Annotated in this window: 14 protein-coding genes; 9 read left to right on the plus strand and 5 right to left on the minus strand. The window is 32.6% G+C overall.

Annotation, left to right across the window (positions count from 1 at the left end; translation table 11 throughout):
- Positions 1 to 6 precede the first annotated feature (6 nt).
- From AC3IPI_RS22580 to AC3IPI_RS22595, 4 genes are all read left to right on the plus strand, one after another.
- Positions 7 to 1,704 carry a RagB/SusD family nutrient uptake outer membrane protein gene (locus tag AC3IPI_RS22580; RefSeq protein ID WP_489155913.1) on the plus strand — a complete coding sequence of 566 codons (1,698 nt, stop codon included), beginning with the start codon at positions 7 to 9 and terminating at the stop codon, positions 1,702 to 1,704.
- 138 nt (positions 1,705 to 1,842) lie between these two features.
- Complete coding sequence (locus AC3IPI_RS22585) at positions 1,843 to 3,141, plus strand: DUF3472 domain-containing protein (protein ID WP_489155915.1); 1,299 nt, start codon at positions 1,843 to 1,845, stop codon at positions 3,139 to 3,141.
- A 61-nt stretch (positions 3,142 to 3,202) separates the two neighbouring features.
- Positions 3,203 to 4,582: a Gfo/Idh/MocA family protein gene (locus tag AC3IPI_RS22590; RefSeq protein WP_086895427.1), complete on the plus strand. Its 1,380-nt coding sequence runs from the start codon at positions 3,203 to 3,205 to the stop codon at positions 4,580 to 4,582.
- Between the two features lie 389 nt (positions 4,583 to 4,971).
- A complete protein-coding gene (locus AC3IPI_RS22595; protein ID WP_489155917.1) occupies positions 4,972 to 6,831 on the plus strand; it encodes a glycoside hydrolase family 35 protein in 1,860 nt (619 codons plus the stop codon).
- A gap of 74 nt (positions 6,832 to 6,905) precedes the next feature.
- On the opposite strand, the gene AC3IPI_RS22600 is transcribed toward AC3IPI_RS22595, so the two are convergent.
- The 4 genes from AC3IPI_RS22600 to guaA all read right to left on the minus strand — a co-directional run bounded on the left by AC3IPI_RS22600 (position 6,906) and on the right by guaA (position 12,909).
- Positions 6,906 to 7,307 carry an OsmC family protein gene (locus AC3IPI_RS22600; protein WP_039111047.1) on the minus strand — a complete coding sequence of 134 codons (402 nt, stop codon included), beginning with the start codon at positions 7,305 to 7,307 and terminating at the stop codon, positions 6,906 to 6,908.
- Positions 7,307 to 9,328 carry a LysM peptidoglycan-binding domain-containing protein gene (locus AC3IPI_RS22605; RefSeq protein ID WP_489155920.1) on the minus strand — a complete coding sequence of 674 codons (2,022 nt, stop codon included), beginning with the start codon at positions 9,326 to 9,328 and terminating at the stop codon, positions 7,307 to 7,309. Before AC3IPI_RS22605 ends, AC3IPI_RS22600 begins: the two co-directional genes overlap by 1 nt.
- 66 nt (positions 9,329 to 9,394) lie before the next feature.
- A complete protein-coding gene (locus AC3IPI_RS22610; RefSeq protein WP_489155922.1) occupies positions 9,395 to 11,317 on the minus strand; it encodes a LysM peptidoglycan-binding domain-containing protein in 1,923 nt (640 codons plus the stop codon).
- A 62-nt stretch (positions 11,318 to 11,379) separates the two neighbouring features.
- On the minus strand, positions 11,380 to 12,909 hold the full coding sequence (gene guaA, locus AC3IPI_RS22615; RefSeq protein ID WP_039117766.1) for a glutamine-hydrolyzing GMP synthase: 1,530 nt from the start codon (positions 12,907 to 12,909) through the stop codon (positions 11,380 to 11,382).
- Positions 12,910 to 13,547: 638 nt separating this feature from the next.
- Here guaA and AC3IPI_RS22620 point away from each other — a divergent pair.
- Together AC3IPI_RS22620 and AC3IPI_RS22625 are read left to right on the plus strand one after the other, a co-directional pair.
- A complete protein-coding gene (locus AC3IPI_RS22620) occupies positions 13,548 to 14,738 on the plus strand; it encodes a sialate O-acetylesterase (protein ID WP_489155925.1) in 1,191 nt (396 codons plus the stop codon).
- A gap of 5 nt (positions 14,739 to 14,743) precedes the next feature.
- The gene (locus AC3IPI_RS22625) at positions 14,744 to 15,832 is read left to right on the plus strand and encodes a sialate O-acetylesterase (protein WP_489155927.1); all 1,089 of its coding nucleotides are present in this window, start codon (positions 14,744 to 14,746) and stop codon (positions 15,830 to 15,832) included.
- Positions 15,833 to 16,776: 944 nt separating this feature from the next.
- Here AC3IPI_RS22625 and AC3IPI_RS22630 read toward each other — a convergent pair.
- Positions 16,777 to 17,490 (minus strand): hypothetical protein, encoded by a 714-nt coding sequence (locus AC3IPI_RS22630; RefSeq protein WP_489155929.1) that lies wholly within the window; start codon positions 17,488 to 17,490, stop codon positions 16,777 to 16,779.
- A gap of 290 nt (positions 17,491 to 17,780) precedes the next feature.
- Between AC3IPI_RS22630 and AC3IPI_RS22635 the strand changes: the two genes are divergently transcribed.
- The 3 genes from AC3IPI_RS22635 (at position 17,781) to AC3IPI_RS22645 (ending at position 19,809) form a co-directional block, all read left to right on the plus strand.
- Positions 17,781 to 18,701 carry a DnaJ C-terminal domain-containing protein gene (locus tag AC3IPI_RS22635; RefSeq protein ID WP_489155931.1) on the plus strand — a complete coding sequence of 307 codons (921 nt, stop codon included), beginning with the start codon at positions 17,781 to 17,783 and terminating at the stop codon, positions 18,699 to 18,701.
- Positions 18,694 to 18,999 (plus strand): chaperone modulator CbpM, encoded by a 306-nt coding sequence (locus AC3IPI_RS22640; protein WP_489155933.1) that lies wholly within the window; start codon positions 18,694 to 18,696, stop codon positions 18,997 to 18,999. Before AC3IPI_RS22635 ends, AC3IPI_RS22640 begins: the two co-directional genes overlap by 8 nt.
- Before the next feature lie 297 nt (positions 19,000 to 19,296).
- Positions 19,297 to 19,809 carry a hypothetical protein gene (locus AC3IPI_RS22645; protein ID WP_489155935.1) on the plus strand — a complete coding sequence of 171 codons (513 nt, stop codon included), beginning with the start codon at positions 19,297 to 19,299 and terminating at the stop codon, positions 19,807 to 19,809.
- The last annotated feature ends 38 nt before the right edge of the window (positions 19,810 to 19,847 follow it).

Below are 19,847 nucleotides of genomic sequence, written 5' to 3' on the forward strand. Positions count from 1 at the left end.
AAAACCATGAAAAAAATATTCATATTATTTATTACCCTTAGCTTTCTTTCTTCATGTGAGCTGGAGCGAGAACCATACGGTTATTACACAAAAGATAAAATCATGCAGGATAAAGAAGCTGCTGTCGAAGTACTTCTTAACGGATGTTATGCTCAACTTAAAGGCTGGTCGGATGTAATGCACCGTGTTGGTGAATATCCTGGAGACAACATCATGATTAGAGGTACCTCTACAGATGATTTTTATTCTTTTATTTCTTATCAGCATAGCCCTGTTAATGGTAGATTATCTACTTTCTGGAACAATAGTTATAAAGTAATTTCACAATCAAGTGATTTAATGAAAATGATAGCTGAAGGAGAAAGCCCTAAAATGGACCAACAATTAGGAGAAGCTTATTACCTAAGAGGAATGCTTTATTTCTATTTGGTTAAAACTTTCGGTAGACCTTATGCACAATCTCCTGAAACTAATTTGGGTGTACCAATTGTTAACGGATTACCTGAAGATATTGCCAACATTAACCTTCCGGATAGAGCTACTGTAAAAGCAACTTATGAGCAAGCTATTAGCGATCTTAAAAAAGGAGAAGCGCTAATGAATGAAAACAGAACTGCAGCTTATGCAACTAAGGAAGCTGCTCAGGCAATGCTTTCAAGAGTATATTTATATATGAGTGGAACTTATGAAACGCCAAATCAACAATATGCTGATTTGTCTATTGAGTATGCTAATAAAGTAATTTCCAGCGGTCGTTATAATATGCTTAGCAGAGCCGATTTTATGAAATACAATACTTTTGCTCCTGATGCAAGCGGACAAACAGAAACTATTTTTGCTGTTAAACGTGTAGCTTCAGAGTATTCTGGAGATGATCATTATGGTGGTATTGGTGGTATGTATGCTAACATTCAAGGACAAGGTTGGGGAGAAATGTATGCAAGTGCAAAATACTTAGATCTTTTACGTAAATCTGGCTTAAAGAAAGATGCAAGATGGGCTTTTATCGATCCTCAATATGCATTGGATGCTGCTAACAATAAAACAGAAGCTTTCCGTTTTATAACAGATGCTTTTAATGCTAGTGGAGTACAAACTGGTTATAACTATGTACAACAACCTCTTAAAACTAATTCTAGCGGTTCATACTATATTACTATAGCAAATACAGATTACAATCTTACGGTAGTAAATGCAGCCGAAAATAGCTATTCGATAAATTATGCTGGTAAAACGTATGTAGGAGAAAAAGATTATATGATGTTATTAAATCGTGTATACCCTATGTACTACGTTACAAAATGTTCTTTGCAAGACAATAGCTCACACCTACACTCGCCTATTATTTCAAGATTAGCCGAAATGTATTTGAATATGGCTGAAGCTTATGCTAAAAAATCAGATTATCAAAATGCGCTTAAAAATTTAAATATCGTTAGAGAAAGATCAATCGTTGGTGGTGGATATACTTCTTTAACTAGTACAAATGCAGTACAACTTATTGATGAAGAACGCCAGCTAGAACTAGCTTTTGAAGCACAACGTGGATATGACGTTTACAGAAACGGACAAACAATGACACGTCATTACCCTGGTCCTCATACCCCAATGGTAGATTATCCAGCAACAAGTCCAAGAGTAGTACAATATATTCCTCAATCGGAAATAAATGCTTATCCTGGTACTTTAACTCAAAATCCTTAATAAAGATTTTGAAAACTATTTTTAAGTTTAATGGTTAGTTAGTAAATAAGGCCTTCTTTAGAATTTCCCTCTTATATAAATAAGAGGGATTCTAGAGAAGTTAAATGCAAAAAACAATAATAGCTAAAATCAGGCTAAATGAAATATTATAAAATTATTTTCTCTTTCCTTACATTGCTGCTTATTAGCACAAATGTATTAGCACAAGATTCAAAAAACGAAATCCATTTGCCACTTGGCGGAAATGCTTTTAGTTCTTACAATCTTGAAAGTAATAATACTATAACCGATAACGGAATAGAAAATTGGACAGACCCTAAAGAATACTTTACAGTTTATTTTAGAGTTTCAACTCCAGGATTAATACGAATCTCAACAGATGAATTTGTAAATGTTCAAGGGAAATCTACATTAGAATTTGGTATTAACAAAGAATTCAAAAAAATCGAATTTGACGAAAGTAACAAAAGACCAATTGTAATAAACGAATGGAAAATTATTGATACAGGATATGTTGCTTTAAAAATAAAAGGGATTAGTAAAACACAAAACAATTTCCCTTCTATTTCTAAATTAATCATTAGCGGATCAGCACTCCAAGGAAAAACTGCTTTTGTACCTAATAATGATGACAACTTTTTTCACTGGGGACGAAGAGGTCCTTCGGTACATTTAAATTACGAAGTACCCGAAAAAGTAAACGTTCAATGGTATTATAACGAAATTACCGTTCCTGTAAACGAAGATAAAATAGGTTCTTATTATATGGCAAACGGTTTTGGCGAAGGGTACTTTGGAATTCAGGTAAATTCTGAAACAGAGCGCCGCGTATTGTTTTCTGTTTGGAGCCCTTTTGTTACAGATGATCCAAAAAGTATTCCTGAATCGCATAAAATTAAAATGCTAAAAAAAGGAGAAAATGTACAAACTGGTGAATTCGGAAATGAAGGTTCTGGTGGACAAAGTTACTTAAGATACAACTGGAAAGCTGGCAAAACATATAAATTCTTGCTTAACGGAGTTCCTCAAAATGATAACTCAACCACATACACTGCATATTTTTATGCACCCGAAGCAAACAAATGGATGTTAATAGCAAGTTTTAACCGTCCGCAAACCAATACTTATCTAAAAAGATTTCATTCTTTCTTAGAGAATTTCGTGCCACAACAAGGAAATAAATCTCGCAAAGTTTTGTTTAACAACCAATGGTATTGCGATGATAAGGGCGTTTGGACAGAAATAGATTCGGCTATTTTTACAGTAGATAATACTGGAAGAAAAGGATATAGAATGGATTATTCTGGTGGAGTCGAAAAAGATTTTTTCTTTTTAAAAGACGGAGGTTTCTTTAACAAATACACTAAAGCCAAAACTAAATTTACAAAACCATTAAAGCATAATAAGCCAAGTATAAATTTTAGTACTTTGCCATAAAAAAACAGTAAGACAATCCCAAAATAGATTGCCCACAATTTTAAATTAAAATTAATTCAACATGAAAACTAGTATCTTTAAATTTATTCTGATATCCTGCTTCTTTTTAGGATATGCTACTTCTTCAGCTCAAATGATTAAGACACCTACTCCTGCGCGTGCCAAAGGACAAAAGGATGTATTACGTTTGGCACTTGCTCCAATCCCAACAGTTCGTGTAGCCTTTATTGGTTTAGGAATGCGTGGTCCTGGTGCAGTAGAACGCATGACACATATTCCTGGTGTAGAGATTGTAGCACTTTGTGATATGCTTGAAAAAAATACCAAATCAGCAAACGAAATCCTTACTAAACAAGGTCTTCCTAAAGCAAAAGAATTTTATGGTGATGAGAACATTTGGAGACAAGTAACTGCGCTTCCAAACGTAGATTTAGTTTATATCGCTACCGACTGGAAACACCACGCTATTATAGGAGTTCAAGCTATGAAAGATGGTAAAAACGTAGCTATTGAAGTTCCTGGTGCAATGACTATGAAAGAAATTTGGGATCTTATCGATACTTCCGAAAAAACTCGTAAACACTGTATGCAATTAGAAAACTGTGTGTATGATTTCTTCGAGCTTACTACATTAAACATGGCTCAACAAGGTTTATTTGGAGAAATTCTTCATGCAGAAGGATCTTACATTCACGGTCTTCAACCATTTTGGGGAGAGTACTGGAATAACTGGCGTATGGATTATAATATAAAACACCGTGGTGATATTTATGCTACACATGGTATGGGGCCAGCTTGTCAAGCATTAAATATCCACCGTGGTGACAAAATGAACTATTTAGTTTCTATGGATACAAAAGCAGTTGGAAACCCTGCTTACATCAAAGAAAAATCAGGAATCGATATTAAAGATTTCAGAAACGGAGATCACACAATGACTATGATTCGTACTGAAAATGGAAAAACTATCCAAATCCAGCATGATGTAACATCTCCACGCCCATACAGCCGTATGTACCAACTTAGCGGAACTAAAGGATTTGCTAATAAATATCCCGTAGAAGGATATGCATTAGATTCTAAATCTATAAGTTCAGACATTAAACCAGATCACGAAAACTTAAGTGCACACAAATTCATGCCAGAAGATGTGAAAAAAGCATTAATGGAAAAATACAAACACCCAATTGTAGTAGGAATCGAAGAAAAAGCAAAACAAGTTGGTGGACACGGTGGAATGGATTTCATCATGGATTACCGTTTGATTCACTGCTTACAAAACGGATTGCCTCTTGATATGGATGTATACGATCTTGCAGAATGGTCTTGTTTAGGTCCATTAACAGAAATTTCACTTGACAACAATTCTTCTCCAGTAGAAATCCCAGATTTCACACGTGGAGGTTGGAATAAATTAAAAGGTTTAGAATTTTCTAAATAAAATAAAATTTTGAAGTTAGTTAAATTGCATCAAGAGGGCACCATTATAAAGTGCCCTCTTTTTGTTATACACATTTGCTTAAGCAAAATGTCAAACCAATTTCATTCAACTTTACTCAAGATAAACTTAGTCAATATCAAGCTTAGTCAGGAACACAGATAATACGGATTCGTCAAAGACGAAAACGCAGATAAAAACGGATTTTTCTTATCGTTATTTAAAAAAAAACGTTTTTATCCGCGTCATTACGGAGTAAATCTGTGTCATCCGCGTTCCTGACTATGCGCATTAAAACTCAGTATGACGCTTCGCCTCAGGGTGACATAATTAATAACCAAACTCTATAAAACAAAAAACACAATAAATTATAATCTTTAATTCAATTAAAAATGAAAAAAGTTTATTTAGCCCTCCTATTTTCTTTCTTTACTTTGCCTTCGCTAGTAGCACAGCAAAAACAAACTTTTGCAATAAGAGATGGGAACTTTTTATTAAATGATAAACCAATCCAAATACATTCGGGCGAGATGCATTACTCCCGTATTCCTCAGCCCTATTGGCGTCATCGTTTAAAAATGATGAAATCAATGGGATTAAATACCGTTGCTACCTATGTATTCTGGAACTATCATGAAACAGCTCCCGGAGTTTGGGATTTTAAAACCGGAAATAAAAACTTAGCCGAATATATAAAAATAGCTCAAGAAGAAGGTTTGTTCGTAATCCTACGCCCAGGTCCTTATGTTTGTGCCGAGTGGGAATTTGGAGGTTATCCGTGGTTCTTGCAGAATGTTCCTAATATGCTAATTCGTGGTTACAATACAGCATATTTGGCTGCGACCAAAGCCTATTTTACCGAATTGTATAATCAGGTTAAGGATTTACAAATTACCAAAGGCGGACCAATAATCATGGTACAAGGTGAGAACGAATTTGGTTCTTATGTTGCTCAACGCAAAGATATTCCTCTCGAAGAACATAAAAAATATAGCGCAGCCGTATTTCAGCAATTAAAAGATATCGGTTTTGAAGTCCCTTTCTTTACTTCTGATGGAAGTTGGTTGTTTGAAGGTGGTGCTTTACCAGGTGCATTACCCACTGCAAATGGTGAAAGTGATATCGCTAAACTAAAAGCAGTCGTGAATCAATTTAATAATAATCAAGGCCCTTATATGGTAGCCGAGTTTTATCCTGGTTGGTTAGATCATTGGGCAGAACCATTCCCAACTCAAAAACCAGAACAAACTGTTCGTCAAACGAAAAAATATTTGGACAATCAGGTTTCATTTAATTATTATATGGTACACGGAGGAACAAACTTCGGTTTTACTTCGGGCGCTAATTATGATAAAGAACACGATATTCAACCCGATATGACATCGTATGATTATGATGCCCCGATTAGTGAAGCAGGTTGGGCAACTCCAAAATATAATGCTTTAAGAGAATTATTAAAAACAAATGAAACTCCTGCTATTCCCGACCAAATACCAGTAATCACTATTCCGAATATAAAGCTGACAAAAGCAGTAGATTTAGCCGATTTAAAATCTAAAATTTCTCCTGTAATCGAAGATAATCCACAAACATTTGAACAATTAAATCAAGGGGATGGTTATGTTTGGTACAGCAAGAAATTCACACAACCGATTAACGGAAAATTAGAATTAAACGGATTACGTGATTATGCAATAGTATATGTAAATGGAAAAAAAGTAGCCGAATTAAATCGTTATTACAAAAAATACGATTGTGAAATCGAAATCCCATTTAATGCAACATTAGATATTGTTGTCGAAAATATGGGACGTATTAATTACGGTTCTCAAATCAATGCCAACAATAAAGGAATTATAAGTCCTGTTATTATTAATGGTGAAACAATTACTGGCGATTGGGAAATGTATAAATTACCAATGACAACCGAACCAGATTTAACCGTTTATAAAAATTCAGCAAAAGTAAATCGACCAACTTTATACCAAGGTAATTTCAATCTTAATAAAACTGGAGATGTATTTCTGGATATGCGCGATTGGGGCAAAGGAATTGTATTTGTAAACGGAATAAACATTGGTCGTTATTGGAGTGTTGGCCCACAACAAACACTTTACCTACCTGGTTGTTGGCTTAAAAAAGGTAAAAACAACATTGTTATTTTTGAGCAAAAAAATGAAACCATTCAAAAGGAAGTAAAAACCATCCTTACTCCTATTCTTGAAGATTTAAGACCTGAGAAAGGATTATAGAATCATTTCAGTAAATACAAAAAGCCATCAAAGAATAATTCCTTGATGGCTTTTTAAATATGTGTAAAACAAAATTACTTCCAGTTAAAAGTAATTCTCTTTTCGATATCAGTATTCAAACTTAGGAAAACTGGACAAGTCATTCCTGCACGTTCCAGAATTGTTCTACTTTTTTCATCTGCAACACCTTGCATATCAAAAACAATTTCTATTGCTCCAATTCTTCTTGGTTCAGCATTCATTATCTTAGTTACTTCGGCAGTTGAGCCAATGAAATCTACATTTAAATCACGGGCTTTAATTCCCATAATAGTCATCATACAACTTGCCAAAGCATTAGCAACAGTATCGGTTGGAGAAAAAGCTTCTCCTTTTCCGTTATTATCTATAGGTGCATCAGATATGATTTCATTTCCTGATTGCACGTGTACTGATTTAGTTCTTAAATCCCCTAAATAGGTTACTTTTGATGTCATTAGTTTGCTTCTTTAATTGTTAAATCACTATCATAATATAAGATGTAAACGCCTTTATTAGCAAATCCTCCATCTTCTTTTTTATAAAACTGAAATTTATTATCTACTTGTTCAGTTGCAATTTCACTTGCAGTTTCTTCATACGTTTTTCCTTGTGATAATCGCATCATAGTATCAAAAGTTACATCAAAACCTCTCGTAGCATACGTATTTGGATTGATCTTATTTTTGTTTCTATACTCTTTTTCAAAAATAAGTGCTCCCGAAGATTCGTTTTCACGTGTTACTGATGGGTACATTAATTTCAATTTAGTTAAACTTTCAAAACTAACTTCGTCTGTATCTAATGTACTGTTTGGTTCTAAAATTACCAACTGTACCTGATATGATGACATAGAACTCAACATAACTTTAATCGTAGCATTAATCATAGCTGTATTTCCTGTTTCCATTACAACATAATTCATTCTGTTAGGTACAAACTGAATTTTTAAACCTGCCGGATTAAAATCTCCTGCTTCGGTAACTGGTGCAAAAATTACACCTTTCTGATTTTGCTGAATATACTGTCTTATTGATTCTTTTTTCTTATCAACAACTGCAACTATATTACCTCCTTTAGAACGCATGTAATCAAACATTGCATTTTTTAGAATATCATTAGATGGGATTGTTTGATATAAATTATCAAATGAATTTCCTTGATCTTTAGACAACGGCGAAATTACAGGAACTTTATTTTCTCCTAATAACTTAGCAGTTGCTTCGGCATTACTTTGATAAAATGGTCCGATAACAGCATCAGCTTCTTGCAATCTGTTGTTTTGTATAATAGCCGCTACATTTGATCCGTTTTTGGTTTCCTGAGAATCAAAAATCGAAACATCTATTGGTAGTCCAAGAACTTTAGCAGAATCTATTGCCATTAATGCTCCAGAATAAAAATCTAAAGTCATATTCAAGAACTTATCTTTTTTCAAACGAGTAGCAGCACTGGTAGTATCACTTTGAATTTTAGATAAATTAAAAGGCAATAATAACGCTATCTTCTTACGGTCATTACTTCTCTTTTTAGTCAGAGTAACTATTTCTTTTACTTCCTCTTTAATTTCTGGTCTTGTCTCAGATTTAATTTCTGGCGGAGGCATAATTCCTGCAGGAACTTTTAAAATCATTCCTTCCTGAACTCCTCCAGATAAAGTTGGATTTAATTTAAGCAACTCATCTTGCGACACACCAAATGTTTTAGACAAACTATATAATGTCTCTTTTGGTTTTACCTGATAATCTGCATACGATACTTTTTTGGTAGTTTCGATTACAGGAGTTTTTACTTCGTTTTTAACCGGAGTAGTTGTTGGAGCAACTGTTTTTGGAGCTGTTCCTTTTATTGTTAAACGATATCCTACTGGCAAACTCGGAACTACTTCTGGATTGCGTTTCTCTAATTCTTCTATTGTAATTCCGTATTGTTTTGCAATCGAATATTTAGTTTCTTTTGCCAAAACATCATGGTAAACATATTTATCTTGTTGCTTAGCAGGAACTAATTTTGTAGCAGGTATCTTAGAATCTTTTGATGCTTCTTTAGAACTGTTTCCTGAAGGAATAACAAGCTTTTGTCCTATTTGCAAACCATCTTTTTCAAGAAATGGATTTGCTTTTTTTAAAGCTTCATCCGAAACATTATACTTTTTTTCAATACCAAAAAGCGTTTCTTTAGCAACTACTTCATGCGTAGTTGCTCCGTTTGCTTTTTTAGGAGTAACGGTTGCTGTAGATTTATCTGAACTAGTTGTTTTTCCTGAATTATTCGGAATCAACAAAACACTATCCAACTTTAATCCACTTTGTGCATCTGGGTTAAGCTTATAAATATCATAAGGAGTTACTTTGTACTTTTGGGCAATTTGGTTAATTGTTTCTCCTTTGGTAACGGTGTGTTTACTAATTTTATCCTGTGGAAAAACAGAATAAGACATCAAAAAAGCAGTTGTAATTAGTATTGAAATGTATTTCATAATAAGATAAAAAATTTTAAACAAGATAGTATTTCTGTATAAAACAAGATTCCACAAGCTTGTTAATTATTTGCTAATGTATAATTCTAATTTAGCGATACTCCAATTTTTATAAAGCGGTGAATTTTCTTTTTGTTTGTATTTATACAAAGCTTCTTCTATGTTTTCAAAACTCTCAGCATAAACATAATACGACTGACTGTTTACATTATAGAAAAAACTAGCATTAAAATCCCCCGAATCTATTAGTTTCATAATAAATTGATCTCTTGGCGTAGCGTCTGTAAATATACCTAAAACCAAGTAATATCCGTTGGGAACTGCTTTCAGGTTATCAAAAAATTCAACTTTAACATCTTTATTAGTATAAAGGGGATCTTCTTTTATTTTCTGTTTTATTTCGTCTAATGATAACGCTACAATTGAAGTTTCAGTATTTCCCTGATTCTGAATTGCATTATCTTGGTATCTTTTTAATTTAACCAAAGCTACTTTATCATCAAATGCTCTGGCCTCAGATCCATAAAATGATGCTTTACTAATATGTCGCTTTACCTCAATTTTTTTCTGAGTATCTAATGAATCAATTTTGGCAATCAATTTCTGATTCTGAGCATCATTTTTCTCCTGATCAATCTTATAATATTTGATTTTTTCTAAAGAAAGACTTTGCAAAAGGGTTTCACCAGTTTTATTCTTTGTGTTTTCACGAACCTTTCTCTTATACTCTTGATTTTCTTCTACAGCAATTCGCTCTACTTTATTCATCAATCCCGCATACGATTTTCTGTTCTCGGCTAATTCTTTTTTAAGTTGAGAAGAAAGCTCATTAGTTTTAGCAATACCTTCGTACGAAAGTTTTTCTAAGCGTTTAGATTCTTTCATATTCAGCACATCCATCTTTTTTAAGTCATATAAATCATCTGTCATACTAACAACTAATGAATCTAATTTTGACATTAAAACTTCCTGAACATTTTTATTCGCTTCCAGAACCAATCTTAGTTTTTCTACCGAATTTCCTTTTAAACCATCCATTCCCTTAAGATCAACATTAAGGTCATTGATTTTAATAACCTTCTCATTCATCTCTTTCTGAACTACCAATCTATCTTTTAAATCTTCTAATTCGATTGTCTTGGCTTTCGTTTTTTCGACCACAACTTGTTTCTCTGCCAATGCAAGCATCAATTCTTCATTGTCGTTGGTAGGCGTAATTTCTTTGGTATTGATGGCAAGTTTATTTCCTTCAACTAGTCCGTTTACAATTTCAGGATTTTGAGCCTCAAGCTGATCAATTGTAATTCCGTATTTTTTAGCAATCGAATATTTTGTCTCTTTTGGTGCTACAACATGAAAAATAGTTTCTCCATTGATAACACGAACACGACCATCGAGTGTTTTTCTTTTATTCGGGATTGCAATAGTTTGCCCTATTTGCAAACCATTTAATAAAGTTTCTTTATTTAAGGTTTCTAAATCCTGAACCGAAACATTGTATTGTCTGGCAATACTAAATAATGATTCTTTGGCCAAAACCTCATGTGTCACTTTTGATGAAGTAACATTATTTGCAGATGCAATCTTAATTATATTGGCAGCATCTTGTGGAATAATAAGTTCCTGACCAATTTTTAATCCATCAGTAAGAATTGAAGCATTTGCATTTTGAATGGCTTCAACACTCACATTGTATTGTTTTGATAATCCAAACAGAGTTTCTTTGGCAGCAACTGTGTGCGTAAGTTGTTTGATTTCTTTCTCCTTGACTGGAGAATGTACTGGAATTCGGATAATCTGACTATCCTTTAATCCACTTTGCGATTCGGGATTTAATCTGTAAATCTCGTCTAAGGAAACTTTATACTTCTGGGCAATGAAATAAGCAGTTTCTCCTTTTTGGATTTTGTGTTCAATAATTGATTCTTGCGCAGTTATTTTGTTAAAAGACAAAATAAAGACAAGAGAAATCGTTAAAAGTTCTCTCATAAATAGTAGGTTTGAAAAAATTAAGGCATTACAAATGTAATGCCTTAATTTGAAAAAAAATACTATTCCCACTCAATTGTTGCAGGTGGTTTTGAGCTTATATCGTAAACTACACGATTCACGCCTTTTACTTTATTTATAATGTCGTTAGAAACTTTCATTAAGAAATCGTACGGTAAATGTACCCAGTCAGCAGTCATACCATCGGTAGATTCTACAGCTCTAAGCGCTACTACCTTTTCGTAAGTACGCTCATCACCCATTACACCAACACTATTTACAGGAAGTAAAATTGCCCCTGCTTGCCAAACTTTATCATATAATCCCCAAGATTTTAACCCGTCGATAAATACGGCATCAACATCTTGCAAAATTTGTACTTTTTCTGGAGTAATATCTCCAAGAATTCTAATTGATAATCCAGGTCCTGGAAAAGGATGTCTTCCTAATAACTCTGGATCTATTCCTAAAGTAGCACCTACTCTACGTACTTCATCTTTAAAAAGCATACGTAATGGTTCTACAATTTTCAGTTTCATGTAATCTGGTAATCCACCCACATTATGGTGTGACTTAATAGTTGCCGAAGGTCCTTTTACAGAAACCGACTCGATAACATCAGGATAAATTGTTCCTTGTGCCAACCATTTTACATCTTCTATAAGGTGCGATTCATCATCAAAAACTTCGATGAATACACGACCAATAGTTTTACGTTTGGTTTCTGGATCACTAATTCCTGCTAATTGAGACAAGAAACGATCTCCAGCATCTACTCCTTTTACGTTCAATCCCATTCCTTTGTATTGATCTAATACATTTTGGAATTCGTTTTTACGAAGTAAACCGTTATTTACGAAAATACAATATAGGTTTTTACCAATAGCTTGGTGTAATAATACAGCTGCTACTGTCGAATCTACTCCTCCAGATAATCCTAAAACTACTTTATCATTACCTAGTTTCTCTTTTAATTCTCCCACCATCTCTTCAACAAAAGCATTTGGTGTAAAGTTTTGAGGAACTTCAGCAATTTTTACTAAAAAGTTTTCTAGCATTTTTGATCCATCTGTAGAATGGAATACTTCTGGGTGATATTGAATACCATAAGTAGTTTCACCTTCAATTTTGTAAGCAGCAAATTCTACGTCGTGTGTACTTGCTAATTTCACTCCATTTGTAGGTAAAGCTTTAATACTATCACTATGACTCATCCAAACTTGACTGTTTTCAGAAACACCTTCAAAGAAAACTTCGTCTTCTTTAATATAAGTCAAATTGGCTCTACCATATTCTCTAGTATCTGAAGCAGCTACTTTTCCGCCGCTAAAATGAGCTAGATATTGTGCTCCGTAACAAACTGCCAACATTGGAAGCTTACCACGAATTTGAGATAAATCAGGATGTGGAGCATCTTCTGCGCGAACAGAGAATGGACTTCCTCCTAAAATTACTGCTTTATAACTTGATAAATCACTCGGAAAATGATTGTAAGGGAAGATTTCGCAGAATATATTTAATTCGCGAACTCTACGCGCAATAAGCTGAGTATATTGCGATCCGAAATCTAAAATAAGTACGTTGTGTTGCATGCGCAAAAATACTTTTTATATTCCGAATTGAAAAATTGAATTCTGATTTTTTTTCAAAATTAGGATCAAAGGTTCAAAGCCACAAAGGTTCTGAGATTTCAAAAGCATTACAATAACGTCTTATCGTTTTGAACGTTTATCTTTTAAGGTTTTATCCATTCTTAACATACATCCTTTATTCGTTTTCAAATTTACCCGAAAATTTTATTACAAAACTTCATTATTAGTTATCTGTCTGACTTAAAAAAACCACATAAAACAAAATCATTACTAACTAAAAATCAGCACTTTATATAATTTTTAAAAGCTAAAAACTTACAAAACAATTAAATATTAGTTTAAATTTTGTGAAAATTATTTTTACAAAAAGAGCAACGAAATAACTCTTTAACAATCAATAACTTAATAATTGAACACCAATTAAACATTTTCTATATTAAAATCATTTTTTTTCAGAATAAAAACAATCTCAAATGAAGTCAAAAGAGAAAAATTATTTTAATATTAAGAAAAATTCTACATAAATATGTCTTACATTTGCAAAAAATATAATACTTTTTTTACAAAAAAAATATTGAGTATTAATTGTGCTCTTAAATTAAATCTATTTTTTTAAGAGCAAACCAAAAAACAAGTCAATGAAAAATAAAACTACGCTATTACTCTTTTCAGTCCTATTCACCTTTTTAGGATTAAAAACATCGGTTGCACAAACCAAGAAAAATCCAATAAATGCTAATGATGTTTCCTATGATGTAATTTTGGTTGCGGGTCAATCAAATACTCATTATGGTTACCAACTTAACAAAGCTATTGATACTGTAAGCTCAAGAGTATACTCTCTTTATAGATACGATGGATTAGATTACAGAATTGCACCTGCAAAACCAGCGCTAGATTTCTGGACAAGAGCAAATGACAGAGTCGGCTTTGTTACGACTTTTTCTAATCTTTATGTAAATGATATTTTAAAGAATTCAAAAAGAAGAGTTCTAATTATTCCTTGTGGTTATTCGGGAAGCAGTATTACAAGCTGGACAAAAAACCAAAACTTGTATAATGATGCTATGCAAAGAGTAAACTATGTTTTAAAGAATGTTCCTGGCAGTAAGTTAACAGCTATACTTTGGCATCAAGGTGAGGCCAACGTAGGTTGGGCAGATTATCAAAAAACACTTGATAAAATGATTGCAGATATGCGATCTGACATTGATCAAAAAAACATTCAGGATGTTCCTTTCATACTTGGTGGTATGGTTCCTTATTGGGCTAATTACAACGCTACCAGAAAACAACAACAGCAAATTATCAAAAGCACTCCAAGTAGAGTTCTAAATACTGGATTTGCAGATTCAGAGTTTCCTACTGTAATTACAAAACCAAATAATAATTTTGATGATATTCATTTTGATGCTGCTGGACAAAGAGAAATGGGTGCAAGATATTATAAGGAATTTTTAAGAATGCTTAATAATGATACAAAACCTCAATTATTAAGTACATCCAAAGTAATTGAACCAACGGTTGAGAAACAAACGGTATTAATTGAACCTGCAATTGAGGTGCAAACTGTATCACTTGAACCTGAGATTACAGCAGAAAATGTAATGGTTTATCCAAATCCTACAACTGACAACATAACTGTATCGGCAACGTCAAAGATTAAAAATATAGCCATTTTTAATCAAAGTCAGCAAGTAGTCTTTCAAAACAAATATGACCAAAATGAGGTTGTAATTGCAGTAAATCATTTTCAAACAGGAATTCATATTGTATCGGTAACACTTGAAAACAATGTGACTAAACAAATAAAAATTATCAAAAAATAATCGACATGAAATATATAAAATTACTATTAATACTATTTTGTTTCCAATTATCAATTGCACAAAACAATACAAATTTAGATCAAAGTGAAGGTTATGACATCGTTTTAGTAGCTGGACAATCTAATACACACTACGGTTACCAACTTAACAAAGCTATCGACACGGTAAGCTCAAGAGTTTATTCACTTTATAGATTAGATGGACTTAACTATAGAATTGCACCTGCAAAACCAGTACTAGATTTCTGGACAAGAGCAAATGACAGAGTTAGTTTCTCTACTACGTTTTCTAACCTTTATGTAAATGACATTTTAAAAAATTCTAAAAGAAAAGTTTTAATTATTCCTTGCGGATATTCAGGAAGTAGCATTACTTACTGGACAAAAAACCAGAATTTATATAAAGATGCTATGGAAAGGGTAAATTACCTATTAGATAATATTCCTGGAAGTAGATTAACTGCTATACTTTGGCATCAGGGTGAAGCCAATGTTGGATGGAGTGAATATCAAAAAACGCTTGATCAAATGATTGCTGATATGCGTAGCGACATTCATCAGGAAGATATTCAGGAAATCCCATTTATACTTGGTGGTATGGTTCCTTATTGGGCTAATTACAACATTTCAAGAAAGCAACAACAGCAAATCATTAAAACTACTCCTGATAGAGTTATGAACACAGGATATGCTGATTCTGAATTCCCTTCTGTAATTTCTAAACCTAACAATAATTTTGATGATATTCATTTTGATGCTGCTGGCCAAAGAGAAATGGGTGCAAGATATTATAATGAATTCCTTAAAATGCAAAAGATCGCATTAGGCTTGAAGATTAATAGATACCACGAAGTTCAATATCAAATTGACTCAACAAAAACTATTGCTGTTGATAAAATTGATGTTACAGCCAATAAAAATTTAAAATCAGGAATTGTGTATGATAGTACTGGAAGTAAAGTACTAGAAGTAGATAATCTTACTAGCAACAAATTTTCTATAGAGGTTGATAAATTGCCTTTAAGCGACAGCCCATATAAATTACAAATTATAGATTCGTATAATCTTACTCACGATTACAAATTCTTTCGCTAGGCTAAATATAAATTAGCTTAACTCTTACTTTATAAATCCCTTATTTTGTTTTAATTGAATTAACGATTAAACAGAATAAGGGATTTTTATATAATAAAGGTAAACAGTAAAGCAAAACCTTAAAAGAAACCTTTGCAGCTCTGAGCCTTTCTAACTTTGAACCTTAAAAAGAGAAACCTTAGAACCTTTGTATCTCAGTACCTTTAAAAAACTAAATTCTACCTTATTGTAATCATAGCGCACGGTTTCAACCGTGTGATACGGATTGCGATAATACATTGCGCTCCAACGGTTGAAACCGTTGGCAATATTTACAATATGTTTTTTTTTGTGCTATTAATCTGATTAACATCGCATTACTTGAAACCGTTAGCAATGTTTATAACATATTATTTGTGCTTACAATACGTTATCGAGCTATTTGTTTGATTTATATCATATGGGTTTTACCCACATCAAAAGACAAGAATGGAGTCTATTTCTATAAAAAACCTTTGAACCTAGGAGCCTTTGCAACTTTGAACCTCAAAAAGAGAAACCTTAGAACCTTTGTATCTCAGTACCTTTAAAAAACTAAATTCTACCTTATTGTAATCATAGCGCACGGTTTCAACCGTGTGATACGGATTGCGATAATACATTGCGCTCCAACGGTTGAAACCGTTGGCAATATTTACAATATGTTTTTTTTTGTGCTATTAATCTGATTAACATCGCATTACTTGAAACCGTTAGCAATGTTTATAACATATTATTTGTGCTTACAATACGTTATCGAGCTATTTGTTTGATTTATATCATATGGGTTTTACCCACATCAAAAGACAAGAATGGAGTCTATTTCTATAAAAAACCTTTGAACCTAGGAGCCTTTGCAACTTTGAACCTCAAAAAGAGAAACCTTAGAACCTCAGAACCTTTGCACCTCTGAACCTTTAAAAGACCTACTCCTCTTTAGTAACTACTACAGATGCTTTAAAACCTGCTGCAAGATTGTTCCAATAGTCATGAACAATCACATTTTTTTGATCATCTAGTATTTGGATTTCTGCAGTATTACCACCTAAAGTTCCAATATTAAGTGCTTCAAATTCCATTTTATTAAATCCTTTTTCGAGAATGATTTTGATGTCTTTAAAATTAACATCCAAAAATATTTCCGATTGTATTACTTTATCATTTGAAGTTACCTTAACCAAATCGCCATCAATTGCTCCAAAATCTCTAAGCCTGATAATAAAATAATTTGCTTTGGTTTTAAAATCTCCAAACGAAATATTCTGTTTAAGCAACGTTCCTCTTCCTTCTTTTAAGCCTTGATCTTTTAGGGTTTTATTCAAATCTTTTTCCATTCCTGGTATGTATCGGTCACCTGGATTTGCAAATTCATCAGAAGGCGTCATTGTAAAACTATCTTTTTTACCTATTTGATAAGAGGAGTTTAATTGTGATTGTACAGGTGCAATACTTGTGCTATTAAAAACATTTGGTGCTTTTATACTAGGTATTTCCGGCGGGATTGTTCCCGCAGGCGGTATTTTTTTAGGCTTAATGCCAAAACTTGCTGGAGGAATTGGTTTAAACTTAGTATTAAATTCTGCTTGAGCTGATGCTGTAACAGTTGTGATTAATAGTATAAAAAATAAAAGCTGTTTCATTCGGGTATAATATTATGGAATCAATTTTTAGATTTTTTAAAATCGAGAGTATACGCAAAAATAGCATAATTTAAATGGGCTCTACAACTTTAAGAGTTTTATAACAATATATTAGGCTAATTTTTAGATGCAAAAAACCTGCCAAAGAATTATAAAAGACTTAATTGATATTACATAATATTAAAACTTTTCTTTCAAATTTTTAATATAAAAAAATATACTATTTTGATAATTAATAACTTATTCATAACTTCAATGCTTTAATTTACCATTATCAAAACCTCATAAAAATGGATTATATAGACTATTATAAAACATTAGGAATCACAAAATCTGCGACTGAAGCCGAAATCAAGAAAGCGTATAGAAAGCTGGCTAGAAAGTACCATCCTGATTTGAATCCGAATGATAAAGAAGCCGAGCAAAAATTCAAAGAAATAAACGAAGCTAATGAAGTTTTAAGCAATCCGGAGAATCGTAAAAAATACGACAAATACGGAAAAGACTGGAAACATGCTGAGGAATTTGAAAAAGCAGGATATGATCCTAACCAGCAACAATATTCCAGACAACAACAAAGTAATCCCGATTATTCTGGTTTTGGCGGAGGTGATTTTTCGGAAAGTGATTTTTCTGAATTCTTCAATTCTATGTACGGTTCTGGCGGAAGAAGTTCCAGAGATCAGGCAAAATACAGAGGACAAGATTTTAATGCCGAATTACAATTAGATCTGGCATCAGCCTATACTACTCACAAACAGAATCTGACTGTGAACGGTAAGAATATCAGAATTACAATTCCTGCTGGGGTAGAAAACGGACAAATTATAAAAATCCCTGGTCATGGTGGTCCTGGAGCAAATGGTGGCCCAAATGGCGATTTGTATATTACGTTTGTAATTGCAAACGATTCAGATTTTAAAAGAGAAGGAAATAATCTATACGCCGATGTTGATCTTGATTTATACACGGCAATTTTAGGAGGCGAAGTTTTAGTAAATACTTTTGATGGAAAAGTAAAAATTAAAGTTCCTGCAGAAACTCAACCCGGAACTAAAGTTAAACTAAAAGGAAAAGGTTTTCCTGTATATAAAAAAGACAATCAGTTTGGAGATTTGTATATTACTTATACCATCAAAATTCCAACAAATTTATCCGAAAAGGAAAAAGAATTATTCCAAGAATTAGCTAAAATAAGAAATCATGAATAGTGAAAATTTAATCCAGATAAAGCAATTTTGTATATATCATGAAATTGAAGACACCTTTATAGCTAAACTAAATAATTATGGTTTAGTAGAAATTATTGTTCTGGAAGAAGAACAATATTTGCAACCTGAACAATTACCAGCTATAGAAAAAATGATACGAATGCATTATGATCTCAAAATTAATCTAGAAGGTATTGATGCTATTGCTCATTTATTAAATAAAATAGAAGCATTACAAAAAGACCTTACTGCGACCCAAAATAAGCTCCGCCTTTTTGAACAATATCAAGTTGACTGATTTAATTAGTATACTTAATTATAATGATGTTGCTTATACGAATATATTCTTCGGAATAATATTCCCTTAATTCTAAAAGACTTCTTGCTTTTAGTGATTTTCTTTATGAAACTTAACTAAATGCAAGAAGTCTTTTTATTTTCAAATTACGCTGACAAGAAATAAATGGATTCATTCAATTAGTTTTTTTATACTCTTAAAACAGGTATTTATACGTAACGACTAGATTTTTAAATACATTAATTTTGAGTCATATTTTTTTTAATACAGTCTACAACTTCCTAAAAAAAATGCACTATGAAAAACAATTTCACCCCAACTTCCAATGCTTTAATTACGATTCCCAGAGGTTTAAAACCAATAGATCATTTTGAAAAAGGTGATGCTGTATCGGCAATATCAGTAAAACTATACAGAGGGAAAATCAAATTATCATCATCTAAAGCAAAAATTTCTTTTAGTGCAGGCAATCAATACCAATCGAATAAAATGGTATATATGACTTTAGATCGTAATGATACTCCTTATTTAGTTTGTAACTCTAATTTGCCTTTTTTACTCCCGAATGGAAAATATACCAGAGCCGACAAACTTTTTTCTGGACAGGAAATAGTTGATAAAAACGGAAAATCATTAAAAATAGATAATCTTAGTATTAAAAATCAGAAAGGTAGCTTACCTCATATTTCGACAAACATAAAATGGGACAATAGTCCAAATGGTCACTTATTGTTAGTAAATGATATTGTAGTGGGTGATTTTATACTACAAGTCTATTTTGACCAATTACCACATGAAATGATACAGTAATCTGTTTATTTCCTTAATTTTAAACCACATCTACATTT

Source organism: Flavobacterium sp. GL_143 (assembly GCF_057834355.1).

Excerpts from the sequence above, each read along its gene's own strand:
- AC3IPI_RS22580 (WP_489155913.1), top strand. The coding sequence starts at position 7 with ATGAAAAAAATATTCATATTATTTATTACCCTTAGCTTTCTTTCTTCA.
- AC3IPI_RS22585 (WP_489155915.1), top strand. The coding sequence starts at position 1,843 with ATGAAATATTATAAAATTATTTTCTCTTTCCTTACATTGCTGCTTATT.
- AC3IPI_RS22590 (WP_086895427.1), top strand. The coding sequence starts at position 3,203 with ATGAAAACTAGTATCTTTAAATTTATTCTGATATCCTGCTTCTTTTTA.
- AC3IPI_RS22595 (WP_489155917.1), top strand. The coding sequence starts at position 4,972 with ATGAAAAAAGTTTATTTAGCCCTCCTATTTTCTTTCTTTACTTTGCCT.
- AC3IPI_RS22600 (WP_039111047.1), bottom strand. The coding sequence starts at position 7,307 with ATGACATCAAAAGTAACCTATTTAGGGGATTTAAGAACTAAATCAGTA.
- AC3IPI_RS22605 (WP_489155920.1), bottom strand. The coding sequence starts at position 9,328 with ATGAAATACATTTCAATACTAATTACAACTGCTTTTTTGATGTCTTAT.
- AC3IPI_RS22610 (WP_489155922.1), bottom strand. The coding sequence starts at position 11,317 with ATGAGAGAACTTTTAACGATTTCTCTTGTCTTTATTTTGTCTTTTAAC.
- guaA (WP_039117766.1), bottom strand. The coding sequence starts at position 12,909 with ATGCAACACAACGTACTTATTTTAGATTTCGGATCGCAATATACTCAG.
- AC3IPI_RS22620 (WP_489155925.1), top strand. The coding sequence starts at position 13,548 with ATGAAAAATAAAACTACGCTATTACTCTTTTCAGTCCTATTCACCTTT.
- AC3IPI_RS22625 (WP_489155927.1), top strand. The coding sequence starts at position 14,744 with ATGAAATATATAAAATTACTATTAATACTATTTTGTTTCCAATTATCA.
- AC3IPI_RS22630 (WP_489155929.1), bottom strand. The coding sequence starts at position 17,490 with ATGAAACAGCTTTTATTTTTTATACTATTAATCACAACTGTTACAGCA.
- AC3IPI_RS22635 (WP_489155931.1), top strand. The coding sequence starts at position 17,781 with ATGGATTATATAGACTATTATAAAACATTAGGAATCACAAAATCTGCG.
- AC3IPI_RS22640 (WP_489155933.1), top strand. The coding sequence starts at position 18,694 with ATGAATAGTGAAAATTTAATCCAGATAAAGCAATTTTGTATATATCAT.
- AC3IPI_RS22645 (WP_489155935.1), top strand. The coding sequence starts at position 19,297 with ATGAAAAACAATTTCACCCCAACTTCCAATGCTTTAATTACGATTCCC.